Source organism: Agrobacterium sp. K11 (assembly GCF_059429395.1).
The window spans coordinates 220,768-242,137 of record NZ_JCAHRB010000004.1; the positions used below are offsets into that span (position 1 = coordinate 220,768).

Genomic DNA, 21,370 nt, shown 5'->3' on the forward strand with positions numbered 1-21,370 from the left:
TACCCTTTAAAAGCAGTCCTCAAACAATTTCCTGGTATTCTCCAGCGTCATCGGCACCGGATTGCCGCCGCAGCTCGGATCCTTGATCGCTTCTGCCGCCAGTTCGTCAATGCGGTCAGGCTTAATGCCCATGGCGGTCAGGTTATCAGGCACGCCGAGTTCCTTGCGAAGCTCCAGCACATAATCATAGAAACCATCGAAACCGCCCGAAATGCCTAGATATGCGGCAGCGCGGGCAATCTTGTCTTCGATGGCCGGGCGGTTGAAACGCAGGACGGCAGGCATGACCACGGCATTGGTCATGCCGTGATGGGTGTTATAGACAGCGCCGATCGGATGCGAGAGCGAGTGAATGGCGCCGAGACCCTTCTGGAAGGCAACCGCCCCCATCGCAGCCGCCGCCATCATATTGGTGCGCGCTTCGATATCCGTGCCGTCCTTATAGGCGCGTGGCAGGAATTCCTTGACCAGACGCAGGCCTTCAAGCGCAACGCCGGCGCTCATCGGATGGAAGAACGGCGACGAATAGGCTTCGAGGCAATGGGCAAAGGCGTCCATGCCCGTGCCTGCCGTGATGACCTTCGGCATGCCGACAGTCAGTTCCGGATCGCAGATGACGACGCCGGGCAAAAGCTTTGGATGGAAGATGATCTTCTTCACATGGGTCTGCGAATTGGTGATGACACTGGCGCGGCCAACTTCCGAACCGGTGCCCGCCGTCGTCGGAACCGCGACGATGGGCGCAATCTTCGAGGCGTCCGCCCGCGTCCACCAGTCACCGATATCCTCGAAATCCCAGACCGGGCGCGTCTGCCCGGCCATGAATGCGATGGTCTTGCCAAGATCGAGGCCGGAACCACCGCCGAAGGCGACGACGCCGTCATGGCCGCCATCGCGATAGGCTTTTACGCCGGCTTCCATGTTGATTTCGTTGGGGTTCGGATCGACGTCGGCGAAGATCGCCCGGCCGAGCCCAGCCTCTTCCAGTACATCGAGCGCATGCGCGGTAATCGCCATATTGGCAAGGCCGCGATCCGTGACGAGAAGCGGCTTCTTGATGCCGAGCGTCTTGCAGGCTTCCGCCAGTTCCTTGATCCGGCCACGGCCAAGCTTGACGGCGGTGGGATAGCTCCAGTTGGCGACGATATTCATTTCGTGACTTTCTTCAGATGGTAGGATTTCGGTCGGGTCAGGTTCTGGAAACCGAGAACGGAAAGCGAGCCGCCACGGCCCGTTTCCTTCACACCTGTCCAGCAGAGCGCGGGATCGAGATAATCCGCACGGTTCATGAACACGGTGCCGGTTTCGATCTCACGGCCGATACGCCCGGCACGCGCTGCATCCTGCGTCCAGAGCGAGGCAGTGAGGCCATATTTGCTGTCATTCATCAGGGCGATGGCCTCGTCGTCGTTCTTCACCTTCATGATGCCAAGAGCGGGGCCGAAGGTTTCTTCGGTCATGAACTCCATGGAATGATCGACATTGACGAGCACTTGCGGAGCGACGTAAGCGCTCTCGCCGTCATCGGCAGGGAAAAGCTTGGGATCGACCAAAGCCTTGGCGCCCTTTGAGACGGCATCAGCGATCTGTGCGCGCACCACCTTGGCGAAACGCTTGTTGGCCATCGGCCCGAGTGTCGTTTCCTGTTCCAGCGGATTGCCGAGCTTGTAGTTGGACACCCACGCCACGGACTTCTCGACGAATGCGTCATAGAGGTTTTCGTTGACGTAGATACGCTCGATGCCGCAGCAGCATTGTCCGGAGTTATAGGTCGCGCCATCCATCAACGTATCGACGGCAGCGTCGAGATCGGCATCCTCCATCACATAGCCGGGGTCCTTGCCGCCGAGTTCAAGCCCGAGACCGGTGAAGGTGCCGGCAGCGGCGCGCTCGATGGCCCGGCCGCCTTCCACCGAACCGGTGAAGTTGACGAAATTGAACAGGCCCTCGGAAATCAGCGCCGAGGTTGTGCCGTGATCGAGGAAGACATTGATGAAGACATCGTCAGGCACGCCCGCCTCGACGAAAGCCCGCACCATCCGCTCGCCGACGAGAAGCGTTTGCGCCGCATGTTTGATGACGACTGTGTTGCCGGCCATCAGAGCCGGGGCAACGGTATTGATCGCCGTCATGTAGGGATAGTTCCACGGCGCGATGACGAAGACCACGCCATGTGCTTCGCGCTCGATGCGGCGTTCGAAATTGCCGCTTTCCTCGATGACGAGCGGCGCCAGCGCATCCGCCGCAATGGAGGCGACATAATTGGAGCGCTCGTTGAAGCCCTTGAACTCGCCGCCATAACGAACCGGGCGGCCCATCATATGCGCCAGTTCCGGCACCACCTCGGCCACCATTTCGTTGAGGCGCGCCACACCTTTGAGAACCAGCTGAATGCGGTCCTCAAGCGGACGTCGCGCCCAGTCCTTCTGCGCCTTGCGCGCTTTCGAAACGGCGGCGCGCGCCGCTTCCAGCGACATCGCCTCCCGCTCGGCATAAACCGAGCCGTCGATGGGCGAGATATTCTGGATCATGGTCATGATGTTTTCCCGTAATGATTAGGCTCTCTCGAAACCGCGCGCCACTTCCCAGTCGGTCACGCGGCGGTCGTATTCTTCCTGCTCCCACCTTGCGGCGTGCACGTAGTGATCGACCACGTCGTCGCCAAAGGCCTTACGCAGCATTTTCGATCCGTCCAGGAAGGCGGTCGCGTCGCGCAATGTCTTGGGTATCTCGCGCACGTCCTTCCCGCCATAGGCGTCACCGACAAAAGCGGGCTCAAGTTCGAGTTTATTTTCAATGCCGTCAATGCCCGCCGCAAGAAGAGCTGCCATGGCGAGATAGGGATTGAGATCCGACCCGCCGACACGGCACTCGATACGGATGCCCTTGGTTTCCGCGCCGCAAAGGCGGTATCCTGCCGTGCGGTTGTCGAGGCTCCATATCGCCTTGGTCGGCGCGAAGGTGCCAGCCATGAAACGCTTGTAGGAATTGATGTAGGGCGCCAGGAAATAGGTGATGTCGCTGGCATGCGCCAGAAGCCCGGCAACATAATGCCGCATCACATCCGACATGCCGTGTTCGCCGTCCTTGTCGAGGAAAGCCGGCTTGCCATCCAGGCTCCAAAGCGACTGGTGGATATGCGAGGAACTGCCAGCGGCATTGTAGTTCCACTTGGCAAGGAACGTCACCGCCTTACCCTTCGACCAGGCAATCTCCTTGGTGGCGTTTTTGATGATGGCGTGCCGGTCGGCCATGGTCAGCGCCTCGGCATAACGCACATTGATTTCCGCCTGACCGGGAGACGCCTCGCCCTTGGAATTCTCGACCGGAATTCCCGCACCCTGCAGGCCCTTGCGCAGCGCCCGCATGACGTCCTCTTCCTTGGTCGTCTGGAAGATATGATAGTCTTCGTTGTAGCCGCTGGCGAGGTTCAGGTCCCTGTAGCCGCTGGCGCGTGCCGCATCGAAGGTCTGGTCGAACAGGAAAAATTCGAGCTCGGTGGCCATATAGGCCTTAAGCCCCATCGCCTCCAGCCGCGCCACCTGCTTTTTCAGCAGCGCGCGCGGCGAATGCGGCACTTCTTCATGGGTGTGGTGATCGAGCACATCGCACAGAACCAGCGCCGTGCCTTCCAGCCACGGCACCTTCCGCAGCGTCGAAAGGTCGGGCTTCAGCGTATAGTCGCCATAGCCCTTTTCCCAGCTTGAGGATTTGTAACCGGGAACGGTTTCCATCTCCATGTCGGTGGCAAGCACATAGTTGCAGCTATGGGTTTCCTCAAAGGCGCTTTCAACGAAAAACTCCGCCTGGAACCGTTTGCCCATCAGACGCCCCTGCATGTCGACAAGGCAGGCCAGAACCGTGTCGATGCGCCCTTCGGCCACATCCATCTTCAGCGCGTCGAATGTATAGCTCGTCATTTTGTCCATCCCTTTTCATGTGGCGAGCAGGCGGCCGGTATGCGGCCGCCCGTCAGTTCGAGCATCAGGCCTTTGCAGCCGCCGCTGCCATGGCAGCCTGCTTGTGCTCCAGCGCGAACTCCTCTTCCGGCGACAGGATGAGGCGATGGCGTCCGACAAAGGCGAAGTAGGCAATGGCAACCGCAAACCATACGGCTACCCACAGCACACCCTTGGTGAAGTTCGGATCCTGGATCTGATAGAGCAGCGTCACGATGGCGATGATGATTGTCAACACCGCGCCCGGAATGCCGAAGGGCGAGCGGAACGGCCGCTCGATATGCGGCAGATTTTTCCTGAGCAGGATGAAGGAAATCGCCTGCAGGATGTAGGAGAACATCGCACCGAACACGGCCATGTTCAAAAGCACGCTGCCGATGATGCTGCCGCCCTGTTCCGCACCTAGCGAGAACCAGATGACGAGCATGACCGCAAGGCCGACGAGCGCGCCGGCAATATTGGCAACGTATGGCGTCCGGTATTTCGAATGAGTGATTGACAGCACTGTCGGGAAGTAACCCGCACGCGACAGCGAATAGATCTGGCGGCCCTGCGCATAGAGGATCGTATGGAAGCTGGCGATCAAGCCTGTCAGCGCCACGAGACCAAGCAGCACCACGCCGCCATCGCCGTAGATCGCCTTGAAGCCATCCAGCAGCGGTTCAAGCGACGAGCTGAGATGAAAGGCGCCGACGCCCGGTAGTGACGGGTTCAGCAGCACGATCATGAAGGCCGAAACCATCAGCGTGATGACGCCGAGAATGATACCCTTGGGCATATCGCGTTTCGGATCAACGGATTCTTCAGCCGCCAGCGGCAGCTGCTCGATGGCGAGGAACAGCCAGACCGCAAAAGGCAGCGTGGCAAGAACGCCCGAAAAACCGAATGGGAAAAAGGAACCGTTGCCTTCCGGCAGCTCCACAGCCTTGCCATCGGGTCCGACACCGATATTAAGCGCGTAACGCGAAAAATCCATGTTCGGAATGGCGCTGACCCAGAAGAACACCAGAACGCCGAGTGAAATCAGCGTGATGACCAGGGTGACCTTGAAGGAAAGCTCAAGTCCGAAGACGTTGAGAGCAAGGAAGATCGCGTAGAAGGCTATCCACACGAAAGGTGAATAGGCCGGATCGAGGCCGAGAATGGAGTTCACATAGGCGGTGATGAAGGTAACGACGACCGCCGGCGTCAGCACATATTCGACATTCTCGCAAAGTCCCGTGACGAAACCGCCCCACGGGCCCATGGCCGTGCGGGCGAAGGAATAGGCGGCACCCGTGTGCGGCAGCGCCGGGCTCATTTCCGCAATCGAGAATGTCAGCCCGAGATACATGATGGCAATGATGATGCCCGCCACCAGCATGCCGCCCCAGCCGCCGGTGGAAAAGCCGAAATTCCATCCGGAAAAATGCCCTGATATGACCGCGCCGACGCCAAGCGACCACAGCGACCACACGCCCGCGTATCGGGATAGTCCGCGTTTTTCGAAATAGGATGCATCAGCCTTCTTGTAGCTGACGCCTGATGATGAACCGTCCATGCCCTTCTCTCCTTAATAGAAAAAAAAGCCAGCCAGCCGTTATTGGCCGATTGTGCCCCCAGTTTCCGGCATCGCCCGGGAGGTTTCCCGCACTGCGCCGCACGCATCTGCTGTTCCCTTGCCGCTTCATGCCGTTCCGGCTTTTGTCGATTGCGGCAGTCTCATTGACGGTCGGCCGCGGTGTTTTCACCATAAGCCGCCCCATTGCTCCCTCACTCATCGATTGATGAGAGCGCCTTCCCCATAAGCTCGTGGAGAAAATCGGCAATTGCCGATTGGTCTCCTTCATTGGCGATCAGATCGTTGCGGATCTCGATCATGACGTTCAAAAGTCCGTCCGGCAGCGCATGCAGCCGCAATGTATGCGTTACACCGTCTTCCGGACCGTAGGGATCGTTGCGCTTTACCGTGAGCGCAGAACCCTCGGCGCCCACCAGCATCGCATCGGCCAGCCGGCTGTCAGTATCGTGCAGGATGCCGATCTGCACTTCACGGAACTGACCGTGGTAGACCGGCGTGAAACTGTGAATGGTCACTACCACCACCTTGCGGCCGCGGTCCTGCCGCTCAGCAATAATCTCACTGACACGGTCGTGAAACGGCACGTAAAGCGCCGAGGTTCGGGCAAACCGTTCCGCATCGCTCAGATCGAGATTGCCGGGAATATTGTAAATCTCGCTTTTGACCGGCATGGCAGAAGGCGATTCCGGCGGCCGGTTGCAATCATAGACCAGACGCGAAAACCGCTGATGGACGAGCGTGGCATCGAGCTTCTGCGAAAGCAGCCTCGCAACCGCCAAGGCGCCCGGATCCCAGGCCGCATGGCTCGAAAGCACGTCCGGCGAAAGACCGAGCGTACCGAGTTTTTCCGGGATGGTGGCTGAAGCATGTTCGCAGACGAGAACGACGTCGCCCTTTGCTGCGGCGTTCTCGACGCCGACAGCCTGTCCTTCCGCTTCCGTGAAAAACCGTGAACGCACCGTCATGCACGCATCCCGCCCCGAAACCTGCCATCCCGCCGATGACGAAAAGAATTCTTCACATTATCGCGAGTGTCAAATGGAATTTTGAAATTTTCTCTTCATTTTCCCCATTGACTCGATAGCTGGCACAGATGCTTATATTCGCCCATACACCGGCAAAAAGACCGGAAGGGGAAAGATTTGCGCAGTACGACGGCCACCGTGTCGGATGTCATCCATGCCCACTATGACGCGCTGACCCGTTCGGAAAAACAGCTGGCGGAGAGCCTTCTCGGCAACTACCCCGTCTCGGGTCTCGGCAGCATCACCACGATTGCCGAAAATGCCGGTGTTTCGACGCCGACGGTAGCGCGCATGGTGCAGAAGCTCGGATATAAAGGTTACCCGGAGTTTCAGGCCCATCTGCACCAGGAACTGGAAGCGACGATCTCCGGCCCGGTTGCCAAACATGACCGCTGGGCCACCAATGCGCCGGGTCTGCATATTCTCAACCGTTTCGCCGACGCCATAACGGGCAATCTGCGCGACACTTTGAGCGATCTCGACACCGCGGTCTTCGACAATGCCGCAAGGCTGCTCTCGGACCGCAAACGCAGCATCTATTTCGTCGGCGGGCGCATCACCGGAGCGATTGCCGAATATTTTTTCACGCATATGCAGGTGATCCGGCCAAAGACGACGCTGATGTCGTCCAACTCCAGCGCCTGGCCTCAATATATGTTGAATATGAGCGCCGGCGATGTGCTGGTGATCTTCGACATCCGCCGTTATGAGCACGACATGACGACGCTTGCCGAGGTGGCGAAGGCAAACGGCGTACAGATCATTCTTTTCACGGATCAGTGGACATCGCCGGTGGCGCGCCACGCGCTGCACACCTTCCGTGTGAAGATCGAAGCCCCCTCGGCATGGGATTCATCGGTCGTTACATTGTTTGTCGTCGAAGCGCTGATCGAAGCAGTGCAGAGCAGTACCTGGGATGAAACCAAGGAGCGCATGAACGCGCTGGAAGGCCTGTTCGAGCAGACGCGTCTGTTCCGCAGGCCGGACCGGACATGAACATTAGTAGCCGGCACAGTGCTTGACGCGGAAACCGCCGGCTGATTGGATACCCGAAATCGCTACCAGCGCGATAAAGCGGGATAAAAACAAGCTGGGGAACATATCTGTCCAACACGAATGATGATGGGATTACCCCGCGATTGCAGGCACAAAGCCGGGTGATGGCGGAAAATGGGCGTAAAGTGACGGAATCCGGATAAATAAATTGCAATCCAGCCGTCACATTAGCTTCATCCAGAATCCGTATCAGCGTCCGTAATACGAGAACACGAAGAGGAGAAAAAAGTGATCTCTCATTGCCGTCGACTGCTTGCTGCCACCACCGCTCTGGTAATGGCCTCCACCGCGATCGCTGCCGCTGCGCCAAGCGCCGAACTGATCGCTGCCGCCAAGAAGGAAGGCATGCTGACCACCGTCGCGCTGCCGCACGACTGGTGTGGTTACGGCGACGTCATCGCCGCTTTCAAGGCGAAATATCCGGAAATCACCGTCAACGAACTCAACCCCGACGCCGGCTCTGCCGATGAAGTTGAAGCGGTAAAGGCGAACAAGGACAACAAGGGCCCGCAGGCTCCTGACGTTGTCGACGTCGGTCTCGCTTTCGGCCCGCAGATGAAGGCCGAAGGCCTGCTGCAGCCTTACAAGGTCTCCACCTGGGACGAAATCCCTGACAACGTCAAGGATCCGGAAGGTTACTGGTACGGCGACTATTACGGCGTGATGTCCTTCTTCGTGAACAAGGACCTCGTCAAGAACGTGCCGAAGGATTGGGCCGACCTGCAGAAGCCGGAATATTCCGGTCAGGTAGCGCTTGCCGGCGATCCGCGCGCTTCCAACCAGGCTATCCTCGGCGTTCTCGCCGCCGGTCTTGCCAGCGGTGCGAAGTCCGGCAAGGAACCCGGTGAGGCTGGCCTGAAATATTTCGCCGAGCTCAACAAGGCTGGCAACTTCCTGCCAGTCATCGGCAAGGCTGGCACGCTGGCACAGGGTGCTACCCCGATCATCGTCGCCTGGGACTATAACGCGCTCTCCTGGAAGAAGACACTGAACGACAACCCGCCCACGGAAGTCGTGGTTCCGGAAAAAGGCGTTCTGGCTGGCGTTTACGTTCAGGGCATTTCCGCTTACGCCCCGCATCCGAACGCTGCCAAGCTCTGGATGGAACACCTCTACTCCGACGACGGTCAGCTCGGCTGGCTGAAGGGTTATTGCCACCCGATCCGCTTCAACGCGATGGTCAAGGCCGGCAAGGTTCCGCAGGAACTGATCGACAGCCTGCCGCCGGCAGCAGCCTATGAAAAGGCAATCTTCCCGACGCTCGAAGATGTCGACGCCAACAAGGCCGCCGTTACCGGCGGCTGGGACAGCGTCGTCGGCGCGAACGTGAAGTAACCTTTGAAAAATACACCCCGGCTTTTCAAAAAGCCGGGGTGCTTCTTTGAAAGCATTTCAGGTAAAACTCCCTAGGTTTTACCCCCGGAAATTGCACAAAACAAAGATCGAAAGTGCGTCTGACGATTCCGTTTTTACCGGACGTGCGATAATAAAGAACTTTATAGACAGACCGTTTGAAAACGGCGTTTGGGGACCAGGCATGCCATCAACCAACTCCGGCGGACCATCCGATGCGGGCAGAAAGTTGCCGCTTCATTGGTTAGGCGTCGTACCTTTTGCTGTTTTTGTTCTGCTGTTTCTGATTTTTCCGACGATGAAAATCGTGGTCGGTGCGTTCCAGCGTCCCGATGGCAGCCTGACGCTGGAAAACGTCGCCGGGCTTTTCACCTCGTCCATCCTCGCGGCCTACTGGATTTCGATCAAGATCAGCCTCGCCTCGGCGGCTCTTGGCTGCCTGATTGGTTTTGCCGTCGCCGCCGCCGTGGTTCTGGGCGGTCTGCCGCAGCGCATTCGCGGACCACTCCTGACATTTTCGGGCGTCGCATCGCAATTTGCCGGCGTGCCGCTCGCCTTCGCCTTCATCGCCACACTCGGCCCGGTCGGCCTACTCACCGTGTTTTTGAAGACGCAGATCGGCATTGATCTTAGACTCCTCGGCTTCAACATCCTGTCCTTCTGGGGCCTGACAGTCACCTATCTGTTCTTCCAGATTCCGCTGATGATCCTCATCATCACGCCGGCGCTTGACGGATTGAAGCGCGAGTGGCGCGAAGCTGCGGAAATCCTTGGCGCGACCGGCGTGCAATATTGGCGCATGGTGGCCTTCCCCATCCTCCTGCCATCGTTGCTTGGCACCATGTCGCTGCTGTTTGCCAATGCCTTCGGTGCGGTGGCCACCGCGATCGCGCTTACCGGCTCGTCGCTCAACATCGTGCCCATCCTGCTTTTCGCGCAGATCCGCGGCGACGTTCTCGGCAATCCGCATCTGGGTTACGCTCTCGCCTTCGGCATGATCGTCGTCACCGGCATTGCCAATGCGCTTTACATCTGGCTGCGCGCCCGTAGCGAAAGGTGGCTCAAATGAAGAAATTCTTCGCCTGGGGCGCGCTGATCTTTGGCCTGCTCTATTTCGCCCTGCCGCTGATCGGCATGACCAACTTCTCGCTGAAAATGCGCCGCGGTGAATATTCCTTCGACGCCTATGGCAAGGTGCTCACCGACCCGCGTTTTCAGGAAACCTTCAGCTATTCGGTGGTGATGGCTCTCTTCACCATCGTTTTCGGTGTGCTGCTGGTGGTGCCCACGGCCTATTGGGTCCGCCTCAAACTGCCGGGCCTGCGCCCCTATATCGAATTCATCACGCTCCTGCCGCTGGTCATCCCGGCCATCGTCATCGTGTTCGGTTATATCAGGCTTTACAACACCTCCAGCTGGCTTCCGCTGACCGGCACGACCTTCGGCACCAACCTGCTTTTGATGTTCGGTTATGCCACGCTCGCCTTGCCCTACATGTACCGCGCCGTCGATACTGGTCTGAGGACCATCGACGTCTCGACGCTGACGGAAGCGGCGCAGAGCCTTGGCGCGGGGTGGACGACCATTCTGTCGCGCATCATCCTGCCCAATGTTCTGGTCGCCGTGCTATCAGGTGCGTTTTTGACCTTCGCCATCGTCATCGGTGAATTCACCATGGCCGCCCTTTTGAACCGCCCGGCCTTTGGCCCCTATATGCAGCTGCTTGGCGCCAACCGCGCCTATGAACCGGCTGCACTTGCCGTGATCTCCTTCGGCATCACCTGGGGTTGCCTTGGGTTGATCCAACTCGTTTCACGCTACCAGAAGGGCGCGCCTCCCAAGGCCTGAGGACAAGATTTTCATGAGCTTTTTGACACTTAGCAATATCAAGAAATCCTTCGGCTCCGTACAGGTCGTCCATGATTTCAACATGGCCATCGAAAAGGGCGAGTTCGTCTCCTTTCTCGGACCATCGGGCTGCGGCAAGACCACCGTGCTGCGCATGATCGCCGGTTTCGAAATCCCGACCGGCGGATCGATCGTCATCAACGGCAAGGACCAGACGACGCTCAGACCGAACCAGCGCAATATCGGCATGGTGTTTCAGGCCTATGCGCTGTTCCCCAACATGAACGTCTACGAAAATGTCGCCTTTGGCCTCAAAGTCGCCGGCAAGCCGAAAGCCGAGATCGATGCGCGCGTGAAGGAAATGCTCCAGCTCATCCATCTGGAACATCTGGCGGATCGTTACCCCTACCAGATGTCAGGCGGCCAGCAGCAGCGCGTGGCGCTTGCCCGCGCATTGGCCCCGAAGCCGGAAGTGCTTCTGCTGGACGAGCCGCTTTCCGCGCTCGATGCCAAGATCCGCGTATCGCTGCGCGAAGAAATCCGCCAGATCCAGAGAAAGCTCGGCATCACCACGATTTTCGTGACCCACGATCAGGAAGAGGCCCTGTCGATCTCCGACCGTATCGTTGTCATGAATTCCGGCCGCGCCGACCAGATCGGTTCGCCCTTCGATATCTACAACAAGCCCACGACCCGGTTTGTCGCCTCCTTCGTCGGCACGCTGAACCTGATCGACGCAACCGTCGTCGATTCCTCTACCAGCACAATCCGTGTCGGGGAGCAGAACGTGACGCTCCACAAGCCGGTCGATGTTGCAAACGGTGAAAAAATCACCCTCGCCTTGCGCCCGGAAGCAGGAGCTCTAGGCGCTGACGCGAAGGGAGACGTGGCTATTTCCGGTATCGTGACCTCAAGCCAGTTCCTGGGTTCGGTAATACGAACCCGTCTTGACCTCGGCGGTTCGACCTTGTCTTTCGACATGTTCAACGATCCCGGAACCGCACCGCCCGCCCTGGGCGAACAAGTAACGCTTAAATTCGCGGCTGGTGATCTTATGGTGATCAAAGATTAAATGGCTTTTCTCCAGCGTCGGAAGCAGATAGAGCAGGTATAATTCAAATCTGCTTACCGACAATGTGAGGCCAGGATGCGCGCGCTTTTTTACGAACTGTTCGGCGAGACCCCGATTGTGGCATCCCTGCCTGATCCGGAGCCGACCGACGACGGCGTGGTCATCGAGGTGAAGGCGACGGGCCTCTGCCGCAGCGACTGGCATGGCTGGATGGGCCACGATACGGATATTCGCCTGCCGCATGTCCCCGGCCACGAATTCGCCGGCGTTATCGCTGCGGTCGGAAAGAACGTTACCAGGTTCAAGACAGGCGACCGTGTCACCGTTCCCTTCGTTTCCGGCTGCGGCCGTTGCCATGAATGCCGCTCCGGCAATCAACAGGTGTGTGAGACGCAGTTCCAGCCCGGCTTCACCCATTGGGGTTCTTTCGCCGAATATGTCGCCATCGATTACGCGGACCAGAACCTTGTTCATCTGCCTGATACGATGAGCTACGCCACTGCCGCCGGTCTCGGCTGCCGTTTCGCCACGTCCTTCCGGGCTGTGACGGACCAGGGTCGCCTGAAAGGCGGCGAGTGGCTGGCGGTACATGGCTGCGGCGGCGTCGGCCTCTCCGCCATCATGATTGGCGCAGGCCTCGGCGCTCAGGTCGTCGCCATCGACATTGCGGAAGACAAGCTCGAACTTGCCCGCCAACTCGGCGCAACCGCCACCATCAACAGCCGCTCGGTTGCCGACGTCACGGAGGCGGTGCGCGAAGTGACCGGCGGCGGCGCGCATGTCTCTATCGACGCGCTTGGCCACCCGCAGACCTGCTGCAATTCCATCAGCAACCTGCGCCGGCGCGGGCGCCACGTTCAGGTAGGGCTGATGCTGGCCGATCACGCCATGCCAGCCATCCCCATGGCCCGGGTGATTGCCCACGAGCTGGAGATTTACGGCAGCCACGGCATGCAGGCATGGCGCTACAAAGACATGCTGGCGATGATCGAGAGCGGTAAGCTCGCGCCCGAAAAACTGATCGGCCGCCACATCACCCTTTCCGATGCCATCACCGCCCTTCCCGCCATGGACCGTTTCCAGGAAAGTGGCATCAGCATCATCGACCGGTTCGAATAACAGTCACAGCCGGAACGTCCCGGAAAATGCCGTTTGTCTAGACGGCATCAGGCATTCCTGCGTCCGAACGGCCGGACTGCCATCCCCGCGCGATTTGGCGCGGCCTCCGGTCTTCTGGTCGGCGGTGCAACCTCATTGAGAGCGGGCGTATAATCCTGGGTAACTGGCGCACGTTGCTGACGTATGGTCGGCGGACGGGGTTCCGGTAATTCGACGACCGCCTCGATATCTTCACGCTCGAGACGAGCGTTTCTGCTACCCGACCGATAGTACCAGCGAATGCCCCTGCGCAGGAGCACGAACAGGCCCACGAGCAGCACAAACCCACCTATCAGTCTCCCTATAGGCTTAGCCGCCTCCGAAGCCGCCGCACGTTTTTTGCGGTCCTCGACGGTAGGGTCAAATCCAAGCATACTGGAAATGCCCTTAAGGCCCACCTCGTCCAACTTCACGTATTGGTCGCCATTATAAAGAACATAAGCGTCGCCACTACTGCTGTTCAGATAGCCGAGGTCAAAGAACTTCCCTTCCACCACGAAAGTCGTTTGATTGGGCAAGTCGTAGACCCTGTCGATCGTCTCACCGCGACTGAAGCCAGGCACCGCAAAAAACCGAAAACGCTTGGCATCGGCATCCACAGCAGACGCGAACAAAAATATGATGGCGACGTAAACCAGCGCAATCTGATTCATATCTTCCCCGCAATACAAAAATATCGGGATATATTTCTACAATCGCCTTAATATAAAATTTAATCGATGATTATTCATTTAATTACTTTGAAAATACACAGATGTAATTTTGATACTTATAATATACACCAATATAATATACTCCTCTTCCGCCGCAAACGGACGCACAGAAAAAGAAGCATCGATAAAGAGGATTGAAAATGCTGTTTCTCGACAGCGTGACCATGAAGGAAACTCCGGACCGAAGGGACGAATACCCCTTTACCGTTCCGGCGCTGCGCCAGCTGGAACGCCTCGAATTCAAGACGCCGATCACCTTTTTCGCGGGCAATAACGGCTCCGGCAAATCCACGCTGCTGGAAGGGCTGGCGGCCGGAATGACGGCCTATGCCATCGGCAATCATGGACAGGTTGCCGGCGACCTCTATCTTCAGCATGCGGAAACCGTGGCGAAGGCATTCTATTTCGCCCGCAAGAAATACCCGAAAATCCGCATGTTCATGCGCGCCGAAGACGTGCTTGGCTACGTCCGCAAGCAGAATGAAGAGACCCTGGATGACTTTCGCTGGGAGCGGGAAAAAGCCCTGAAAAGAGGCGAAGATTTTCCCGAGGAGACACCGGACACTTTCAGGCATATCGTCAGAAGCAACGTCATAGACCGGCGTTCGCATGGCGAGGGATTTCTCGATATCATGCAGCAGCGCCTGCACGGCGCCGGCCTTTATTTTCTCGATGAACCGGAAAGCCCTCTTTCACCGCAAAAGCAGCTGGAGCTTGCAGCCCTCGTCCGTCACACGGCAGATAGTGGCGGGCAGTTGATCATCGCAACCCATTCGCCGGTACTCTTGGCCATTCCCGAAGCGACGATTTATTACTTCGACGAGAGCGGCATCACCGAGCGTCTTTATGATGAGCTGGAAAACATCAGTTTCCTGCGGCGCTTTCTTGATCGTCCATCAAAATTCCTGAGCGATTAGGAGCTGATAAGGCTTGAAATCGCGCATCGCTTGCCGCATGCCCATTAGCAACATGTGAATTAGAAAAAGAAGCAGGCTTATGTCTCCCACCACCACACCGGCAGCTGCCCGGCCCCTGAACAGGCAGGACTACAGAACTCTCGGCCTTTCGGCCCTCGGCGGCGCGCTGGAGTTCTACGATTTCATCATTTTCGTGTTTTTCGCCACCGTCATCGGCCATCTGTTCTTCCCGCCGGAAATGCCCGATTGGCTGGTGATGATCCAGACCTTCGGCATCTTCGCCGCCGGTTATCTGGTGCGGCCGCTGGGCGGCATCGTTCTCGCGCATTATGGCGATCGTTATGGCCGCAAACGCGTCTTCGCCTTCTCCATCCTGCTCATGGCGCTTTCGACGCTCGGCATGGCGCTGATGCCGACCTATGCCACCATCGGCATTGCGGCCCCCATCCTGCTCATCGTCCTGCGCATGCTGCAGGGTGCGGCCATCGGCGGCGAAGTGCCGGGTGCCTGGACCTTCGTTGCGGAGCACGTGCCCTTTCGCCGCGTCGGGCTCGCCTGCGGTTTTCTGACGTCCGGCCTCTCTTTCGGCATCATGCTCGGTTCGCTGATTGCCTTTGCCATCAATTCCCTCTTCTCGGCAGAAGATGTGGCGGCCTATGCATGGCGCATTCCCTTCCTGCTCGGCGGCATATTCGGCCTGATTGCCGTCTATCTGCGCCGCTGGCTGGAAGAGACACCGATCTTCATGGAGATGAAAAAGTCGAAGTCGCTGACGGACAAGCTTCCGCTTGGCCTCGTGCTCAAGCACCATATGCGCGGCGTGATCATTTCCGCGCTACTGACCTGGGTTCTGTCCGCAGCCATCGTCGTTACCACGCTGATGACGGCAACCTTCCTGCAGAAGCTCTATGGCTACACACCGACGCAGGCGCTGGCAGGCACCAGCTTCGGCACGCTGTTCCTCATCTTCGGCGTCATCATCGCCGGCGCATTGATCGATCGTGTCGGCTCCGGCATTTTCTTCATGGCCGCGAGCATCTTCTTCGGCATCGCCACCTTCACTTTCTACAGCTATGCCGGCACATCGCTAGAAACCATGTTCGTGCTTTACGGCGTCATGGGCCTGTCGGTCGGCATGGCGGGTGCAGTGCCCTATGTCATGGTGCGCGCCTTCCCGGCCTCGGTCCGCTTCTCGGGCCTCTCCTTCGCCTACAACGTCTCCTATGCCATCTTCGGCGGGCTGACACCGATTGGCGTAACGATGGCGCTAGCCGTCAATCCAATGGCGCATGCGTGGTATCTGGTGTTCATCGCCGCCCTCGCCTTCTGCATCGGCGTTTACCTCTATCTGCGCGGCAGCGAGATCGAAAGCCATGTCGGCATAGAGGAACTGGCGGCCTTAAGGTCGTAAGCCCAACGACGATACAAAAAAAGCGCGGGCAGGACCCGCGCTTTTTATTGCAACAACGGTGGCCGAAACGTCAGGCCGCGCTGTCGATCTCCTCGGCACCGTTTACCGGTACGTAGTTGAGCACCGGTCCGAGCCAGCGCTCTACCTCTACCAACGGCATGTCCTTACGACGCGCATAGTCCAGCACCTGATCGCGTTCCACCTTGGCAACACCGAAATAGTAGCTCTCGGGATGGCCGATATAGAGGCCGGAGACGGAGGAGCCGGGCCACATGGCATAACTCTCCGTCAGCTCCACGCCCGCCGCGTTGGTGGCGTCGAGCAGGGAGAACAGGGTTTTCTTTTCGGTGTGATCAGGCTGGGCCGGATAACCCGGCGCAGGGCGGATCCCGGCATAGGCCTCGCCGATCAGCTCATCGCCGGCAAGAGCTTCTTCGGGCGCATAACCCCAGAATTCCTTGCGCACCCGCTCATGCATACGTTCGGCAAAGGCTTCCGCAAAACGGTCGGCCAGCGCCTTGACGAGAATCGACGAATAATCGTCATTGGCCCGCTCGAAGCGTTCAGCAATCGCCACCTCCTCGATACCCGCCGTGACGACGAAGCCGCCGACATTATCCGCAACGCCGCTATCGACAGGCGCGACAAAATCGGAAAGCGCCACATTGGGGCGTCCGTCACGCTTGGAAAGCTGCTGGCGCAGCGTGAAGAAGGTCGCCAGTTCTTCGGAGCGGTTTTCATCCGTGAACAGCCTGATGTCGTCGCCCACCGCATTGGCGGGCCAGAAGCCGATAACAGCCCGCGGCCGGAACCATTTTTCCTCGATGATCTTCTTCAGCATCGCCTGCGCATCGGCATAAAGCTGCCGCGCGGCCTCGCCCTGTTTCTCGTCTTCAAGGATAGCGGGATAACGACCCTTCAGCTCCCAGGTCTGGAAGAACGGCGTCCAGTCGATGTAACGGGACAGCTCCTCAAGGTCATAGGTCTCGAACACCTTGGTGCCGAAGAATTGCGGCTTCACGACACTATAGGTCGACCAGTCGATCTTGTGCGCATTCTCGCGGGCGCGGGAAAGCGGCAGACGCTGCTTTTCGCGCTCATTGCGGGCGTGCGCCTCCGCCACCTTGGCATATTCAGCCCGGATGCCGTCGATATAGGCTGGCTTCTGCTCGGCGGAGAGAAGTGCGGAGACGACGCCCACCGCACGCGAGGCATCGGTGACATAGATCGCCTGGCCCTGTTCGTAACGCGGATGGATTTTCACCGCCGTATGCACGCGGCTCGTCGTTGCGCCGCCGATCAGCAGCGGGATGTTGAAACCCTGCCGCTCCATTTCCGCCGCCACATGCACCATTTCATCAAGTGATGGCGTGATGAGGCCGGAAAGACCGATCACATCGACCTTTTCGGCAATCGCCGTTTCAAGGATTTTCGTCGTCGGCACCATCACGCCGAGATCGATGATCTCGTAATTGTTGCAGGCAAGAACGACGCCGACAATGTTCTTGCCGATATCGTGCACATCACCCTTCACGGTCGCCATCAGCACCTTGCCGGCGGCCTTGTTCTGCTCACCGCCATTCAGGCGCTTTTCCTCTTCCATGTAAGGAAGCAGAACGGCGACGGCCTGCTTCATCACGCGGGCGGATTTAACCACCTGCGGCAGAAACATCTTTCCAGAGCCGAACAGGTCACCGACCACGTTCATGCCCGCCATCAGCGGCCCTTCGATAACGTGCAGCGGGCGGGCGGCCTGTTGGCGCGCCTCTTCCGTATCGGCTTCGATGAATTCGGTAATGCCGTTGACCAGCGCGTGTTGCAGCCGCTTTTCGACGGAAAGCTCGCGCCAGGAAAGATCCTGCACCTTCGCCTGTTTTTCACCCGTGCCGCGGAAACGCTCCGCCACGTCAAGCAGCCGCTCCGTCGCGTCGTCGCGGCGGTTCAGCACCACATCTTCGCAGGCCTCGCGCAATTCCGCATCGATGTTGTCGTAAACCGCAAGCTGCCCGGCATTGACGATGCCCATATCCATGCCGACCTGGATGGCGTGGTAGAGGAACACGGCATGCATCGCCTCACGCACCGGCTCATTGCCGCGGAAGGAGAAGGACAGGTTGGAAACGCCACCGGAAATATGCGTGAGCGGCATGGTTTCGCGGATGGTCTTGGTGGCTTCAATGAAGTCCACGCCGTAATTATTGTGCTCCTCGATACCCGTGGCCACCGCAAACACGTTTGGATCGAAGATAATGTCTTCCGGCGACAGGCCCGCCTTTTCAGTCAAAAGCTTGTAGGCGCGCGTGCAGATTTCCACCTTGCGCTGATAGGTATCCGCCTGCCCGACCTCGTCAAATGCCATGACCACGACCGCAGCACCGTAATTGTGGACGAGCCGCGCCTGCTGGAGAAACTTCTCCTCGCCTTCCTTCAGCGAAATCGAATTGACGATCGATTTGCCCTGCACGCATTTCAGACCGGCTTCGATGATTTCGAACTTGGATGAGTCGATCATCACAGGCACGCGGGCAATATCAGGCTCGGCGGCAATGAGGTTCAGGAACTCCACCATCGCCTTTTGCGAGTCGATCAGGCCCTCATCCATGTTGATGTCGATGATCTGCGCACCGTTTTCCACCTGATCGCGGGCGACAGCCAGCGCCGCCGTGTAATCGCCGGCGGTGATCAGCTTTCGGAAGCGGGCCGAGCCGGTGACGTTGGTACGTTCGCCAACGTTGACGAAGGGAATGTCCTTGGTCAGCACGAAGGGTTCGAGACCCGAAAGCGACATGAAGGGCTTGTGCTCGGGAATGGGGCGCGGCTTGTAATCCTTGACGGCTTCGGCAATCGCCCGGATATGCTCGGGCGTCGAGCCGCAGCAACCGCCGACGATGTTGACAAGACCGTCGCGGGCAAAACCCTGCACCTGGCGCGCCATCATCTCGGGCGTTTCGTCATATTGCCCGAATTCGTTCGGCAGGCCGGCATTCGGATAGGCGCAGACGAAGGTGTCGGCCACATCCGAAAGCTCCTGCAGATGCGGACGCATGGCATCTGCACCAAGAGCGCAGTTGAGGCCGATGGTGAAGGGGTTGGCGTGTCGCACCGAGTTCCAGAAAGCAGACGGCGTCTGGCCGGACAGCGTGCGGCCGGAAAGGTCGGTGATCGTGCCTGATATCATCACCGGCAGACGGATGCCCTTGGCCTCGAAGCGCTCCTCGCAGGCGAAGATTGCGGCCTTGGCGTTCAGCGTATCGAAGATCGTCTCGATGAGGATGATATCCGCGCCGCCATCGATCAGACCGTCGATCTGCTCGCCATAGGCGATGCGCAGATCGTCGAAACTGACGGCACGGTAACCAGGATTGTTGACATCAGGCGAAATCGAGGCGGTGCGGTTGGTCGGGCCGATAGCGCCCGCAACGAAGCGGCGGCGGCCATCTTCGCGCTCAGCTCGCTGGGCAGCACGGCGGACGATCTGCGCCCCTTCGCGGTTGAGATCGTAGACGGCGTTTTCCATCTCGTAGTCCGCCTGCGCGATGCGCGTCGACGAAAACGTGTTGGTTTCGAGAATATCCGCGCCCGCCATCGCATAGCGATAATGGATTTCTTCGATGGCATCCGGCTGGGTCAGGATCAGAAGGTCGTTATTGCCCTGCTGGTGACAGGCGCAGCCGATGAAACGATCACCGCGAAAATGATCTTCATCAAACCCCAGTCCTTGAATCTGCGTGCCCATTGCGCCATCGAGAATGAGGATACGTTCGCTGGCGGCCTGGCGCAGCGCGCGCAAAATTTCCGCGCCGTCGCGCTTTGCCCCTTCAGGGCCGAACAGATCGTCAAACACGGGCGCACTCCTCATTTCGATTTGCAAGATCGCAAGCCGTCAAGTCACATAAAGATATGTTTATGTCAATATATCTTCAAGGTATAGGTATGGCTTTGCGTCGTTGCGGCAGACTACGAAATTTCACTGACAGATGACAGGTTTATGCAGCAAGGATATAAGCCGAAGCAGCAAACCGTATGGAGGACGAAATGCCCGAGGACGACCACAACAACCGGAACTGGAACACCTTGCCATGGCATCGCCAGTGGCTGGTCAAACAGGCCGATGGGCTTTTCGACTTCTTCCAGTACCGCGCCGTCAATCCGGCCGGTGGCTTCTTCGATCTCGACGCAAAGGGTGCGCCGCTGCAGAAAAACGATCCCGTGCGCGGCATCCATGCCTCGGCACGCATGGTGCATTGCTTCTCCATCGGCCACCTGCTCGGACGGCCGGGCTGCGGCGATATCGTCGACCACGGCATGACCTACCTCTGGAACAATCATCGTGACAGCGAGCACGGCGGTTATTTCTGGCAGGTCAACGATGGCGGCCCGGTGGACGCCACCAAACAGGGTTATGGTCACGCCTTCGTGCTTCTGGCCGCTTCCTCCGCCAAAACTGTCGGCCACCCGCTTGCTGACAAGATGCTGGCCGATATTACCGAGGTTCTGGAAACCCGTTTCTGGGAAGAAAAACACGGCGCTATCGCCGAGGAATTCAACCGCGACTGGTCACCCATCGACAATTATCGCGGCCAGAATTCCAACATGCATCTGACCGAAGCGCTGATGGCCGCCTATGAGGCGACCGGCGACAGCAATTACCTGACGAAGGCCGAACGCATCGCCGATCTCGTCATCCGCCGCCGCGCCGGTGAGCTGGATTTCCGCGTGCCGGAGCATTTTGACGAGAACTGGACGCTCGACAAGGAGTATCGTGGCAACGAAATGTTCCGCCCCTCCGGCTCCACTCCCGGCCACTGGCTGGAATGGGCGCGCCTCATACTGCAATTGTGGGTGCTGGGCGAACGCCGCCACGACTGGATGCCGGTGGCGGCAAAATCGCTCTTCGTGCAATCCATGGCGCTTGGCTGGGACCGCGAAAAAGGCGGCTTCTTTTATACGCTCGACTGGCACGACAATCCCGACAAGACGGCAAAGCTCTGGTGGCCCATGTGCGAGGCGGCGGGTGCAGCCCACTTCCTCAACGAAAATCTGCCGGCGGACGAATTCTACGAAGACAGCTACCGCCGCATCTGGAGCACGATCGCCAACAATTTCATCGACCACGACAATGGCGGCTGGCACGAGGAGCTGACGGAAAATCTGGTTCCAGCCAACACGCTTTTCCCCGGCAAGGGCGACATCTACCACGCGCTTCAGGCCTGCCTGATCCCGCTATTTCCGGCAACGGGAAGTTTGACGAAAGTGATCAAGGAAGGCGGCGGCTCCTATTGAGGCCGCTGCAAGAA

At 58.6% G+C, this 21,370-nt stretch carries 16 protein-coding genes; 9 read left to right on the plus strand and 7 right to left on the minus strand.

All coding sequences use genetic code 11. The annotated features are described in order from the left end of the window. Nucleotides 1–6: 6 nt before the first annotated feature. The 5 genes from AC5SEO_RS10780 to AC5SEO_RS10800 form a co-directional block, all read right to left on the minus strand. The gene (locus AC5SEO_RS10780; RefSeq protein WP_003513312.1) at nt 7–1,152 is read right to left on the minus strand and encodes an iron-containing alcohol dehydrogenase; all 1,146 of its coding nucleotides are present in this window, start codon (nt 1,150–1,152) and stop codon (nt 7–9) included. Beyond that, entirely contained in the window at nt 1,149–2,537 is a 1,389-nt protein-coding gene (locus tag AC5SEO_RS10785; protein WP_003513315.1) for an aldehyde dehydrogenase family protein, read from the minus strand. Before AC5SEO_RS10785 ends, AC5SEO_RS10780 begins: the two co-directional genes overlap by 4 nt. 18 nt (nt 2,538–2,555) lie before the next feature. Beyond that, nucleotides 2,556–3,920, minus strand: a complete 1,365-nt coding sequence (locus tag AC5SEO_RS10790; RefSeq protein WP_003513317.1) for a glutamine synthetase family protein — start codon at nt 3,918–3,920, stop codon at nt 2,556–2,558. Nucleotides 3,921–3,984: 64 nt separating this feature from the next. After that, nucleotides 3,985–5,499, minus strand: coding sequence for an amino acid permease (locus AC5SEO_RS10795; protein WP_003513319.1), 1,515 nt, complete (start codon nt 5,497–5,499; stop codon nt 3,985–3,987). Nucleotides 5,500–5,711: 212 nt separating this feature from the next. Next, on the minus strand, nt 5,712–6,485 hold the full coding sequence (locus tag AC5SEO_RS10800) for an N-formylglutamate amidohydrolase (RefSeq protein WP_003513321.1): 774 nt from the start codon (nt 6,483–6,485) through the stop codon (nt 5,712–5,714). 177 nt (nt 6,486–6,662) lie between these two features. On the opposite strand from AC5SEO_RS10800, the gene AC5SEO_RS10805 reads away from it, so the two are divergent. The 6 genes from AC5SEO_RS10805 (at nt 6,663) to AC5SEO_RS10830 (ending at nt 12,993) form a co-directional block, all read left to right on the plus strand. Next, nucleotides 6,663–7,541 (plus strand): MurR/RpiR family transcriptional regulator, encoded by an 879-nt coding sequence (locus AC5SEO_RS10805; protein WP_495363856.1) that lies wholly within the window; start codon nt 6,663–6,665, stop codon nt 7,539–7,541. Nucleotides 7,542–7,829: 288 nt separating this feature from the next. After that, entirely contained in the window at nt 7,830–8,936 is a 1,107-nt protein-coding gene (locus tag AC5SEO_RS10810) for an ABC transporter substrate-binding protein (protein ID WP_495363858.1), read from the plus strand. A gap of 202 nt (nt 8,937–9,138) precedes the next feature. Beyond that, entirely contained in the window at nt 9,139–10,023 is an 885-nt protein-coding gene (locus AC5SEO_RS10815; RefSeq protein ID WP_038491680.1) for an ABC transporter permease, read from the plus strand. Next, nucleotides 10,020–10,802, plus strand: coding sequence for an ABC transporter permease (locus AC5SEO_RS10820; protein ID WP_003513330.1), 783 nt, complete (start codon nt 10,020–10,022; stop codon nt 10,800–10,802). The genes AC5SEO_RS10815 and AC5SEO_RS10820 overlap by 4 nt, the downstream gene beginning before the upstream one ends. 13 nt (nt 10,803–10,815) lie before the next feature. Beyond that, complete coding sequence (locus tag AC5SEO_RS10825; protein WP_174068536.1) at nt 10,816–11,874, plus strand: ABC transporter ATP-binding protein; 1,059 nt, start codon at nt 10,816–10,818, stop codon at nt 11,872–11,874. Nucleotides 11,875–11,949: 75 nt separating this feature from the next. Continuing rightward, nucleotides 11,950–12,993, plus strand: coding sequence for a zinc-dependent alcohol dehydrogenase family protein (locus AC5SEO_RS10830; protein ID WP_313595130.1), 1,044 nt, complete (start codon nt 11,950–11,952; stop codon nt 12,991–12,993). A gap of 47 nt (nt 12,994–13,040) precedes the next feature. Here AC5SEO_RS10830 and AC5SEO_RS10835 read toward each other — a convergent pair whose 3' ends face one another. Continuing rightward, entirely contained in the window at nt 13,041–13,685 is a 645-nt protein-coding gene (locus AC5SEO_RS10835) for a hypothetical protein (protein ID WP_174068538.1), read from the minus strand. Between the two features lie 200 nt (nt 13,686–13,885). On the opposite strand from AC5SEO_RS10835, the gene AC5SEO_RS10840 reads away from it, so the two are divergent. Continuing rightward, nucleotides 13,886–14,662, plus strand: a complete 777-nt coding sequence (locus AC5SEO_RS10840; protein ID WP_174068539.1) for an AAA family ATPase — start codon at nt 13,886–13,888, stop codon at nt 14,660–14,662. A 79-nt stretch (nt 14,663–14,741) separates the two neighbouring features. Further along, complete coding sequence (locus tag AC5SEO_RS10845; protein ID WP_174068540.1) at nt 14,742–16,073, plus strand: MFS transporter; 1,332 nt, start codon at nt 14,742–14,744, stop codon at nt 16,071–16,073. 70 nt (nt 16,074–16,143) lie between these two features. On the opposite strand, the gene metH is transcribed toward AC5SEO_RS10845, so the two are convergent. Beyond that, nucleotides 16,144–19,917: a methionine synthase gene (metH, locus tag AC5SEO_RS10850; protein ID WP_495363860.1), complete on the minus strand. Its 3,774-nt coding sequence runs from the start codon at nt 19,915–19,917 to the stop codon at nt 16,144–16,146. 179 nt (nt 19,918–20,096) lie between these two features. Between metH and AC5SEO_RS10855 the strand changes: the two genes are divergently transcribed. Continuing rightward, nucleotides 20,097–21,356: an AGE family epimerase/isomerase gene (locus tag AC5SEO_RS10855; protein WP_162724322.1), complete on the plus strand. Its 1,260-nt coding sequence runs from the start codon at nt 20,097–20,099 to the stop codon at nt 21,354–21,356. Nucleotides 21,357–21,370 lie beyond the last annotated feature (14 nt).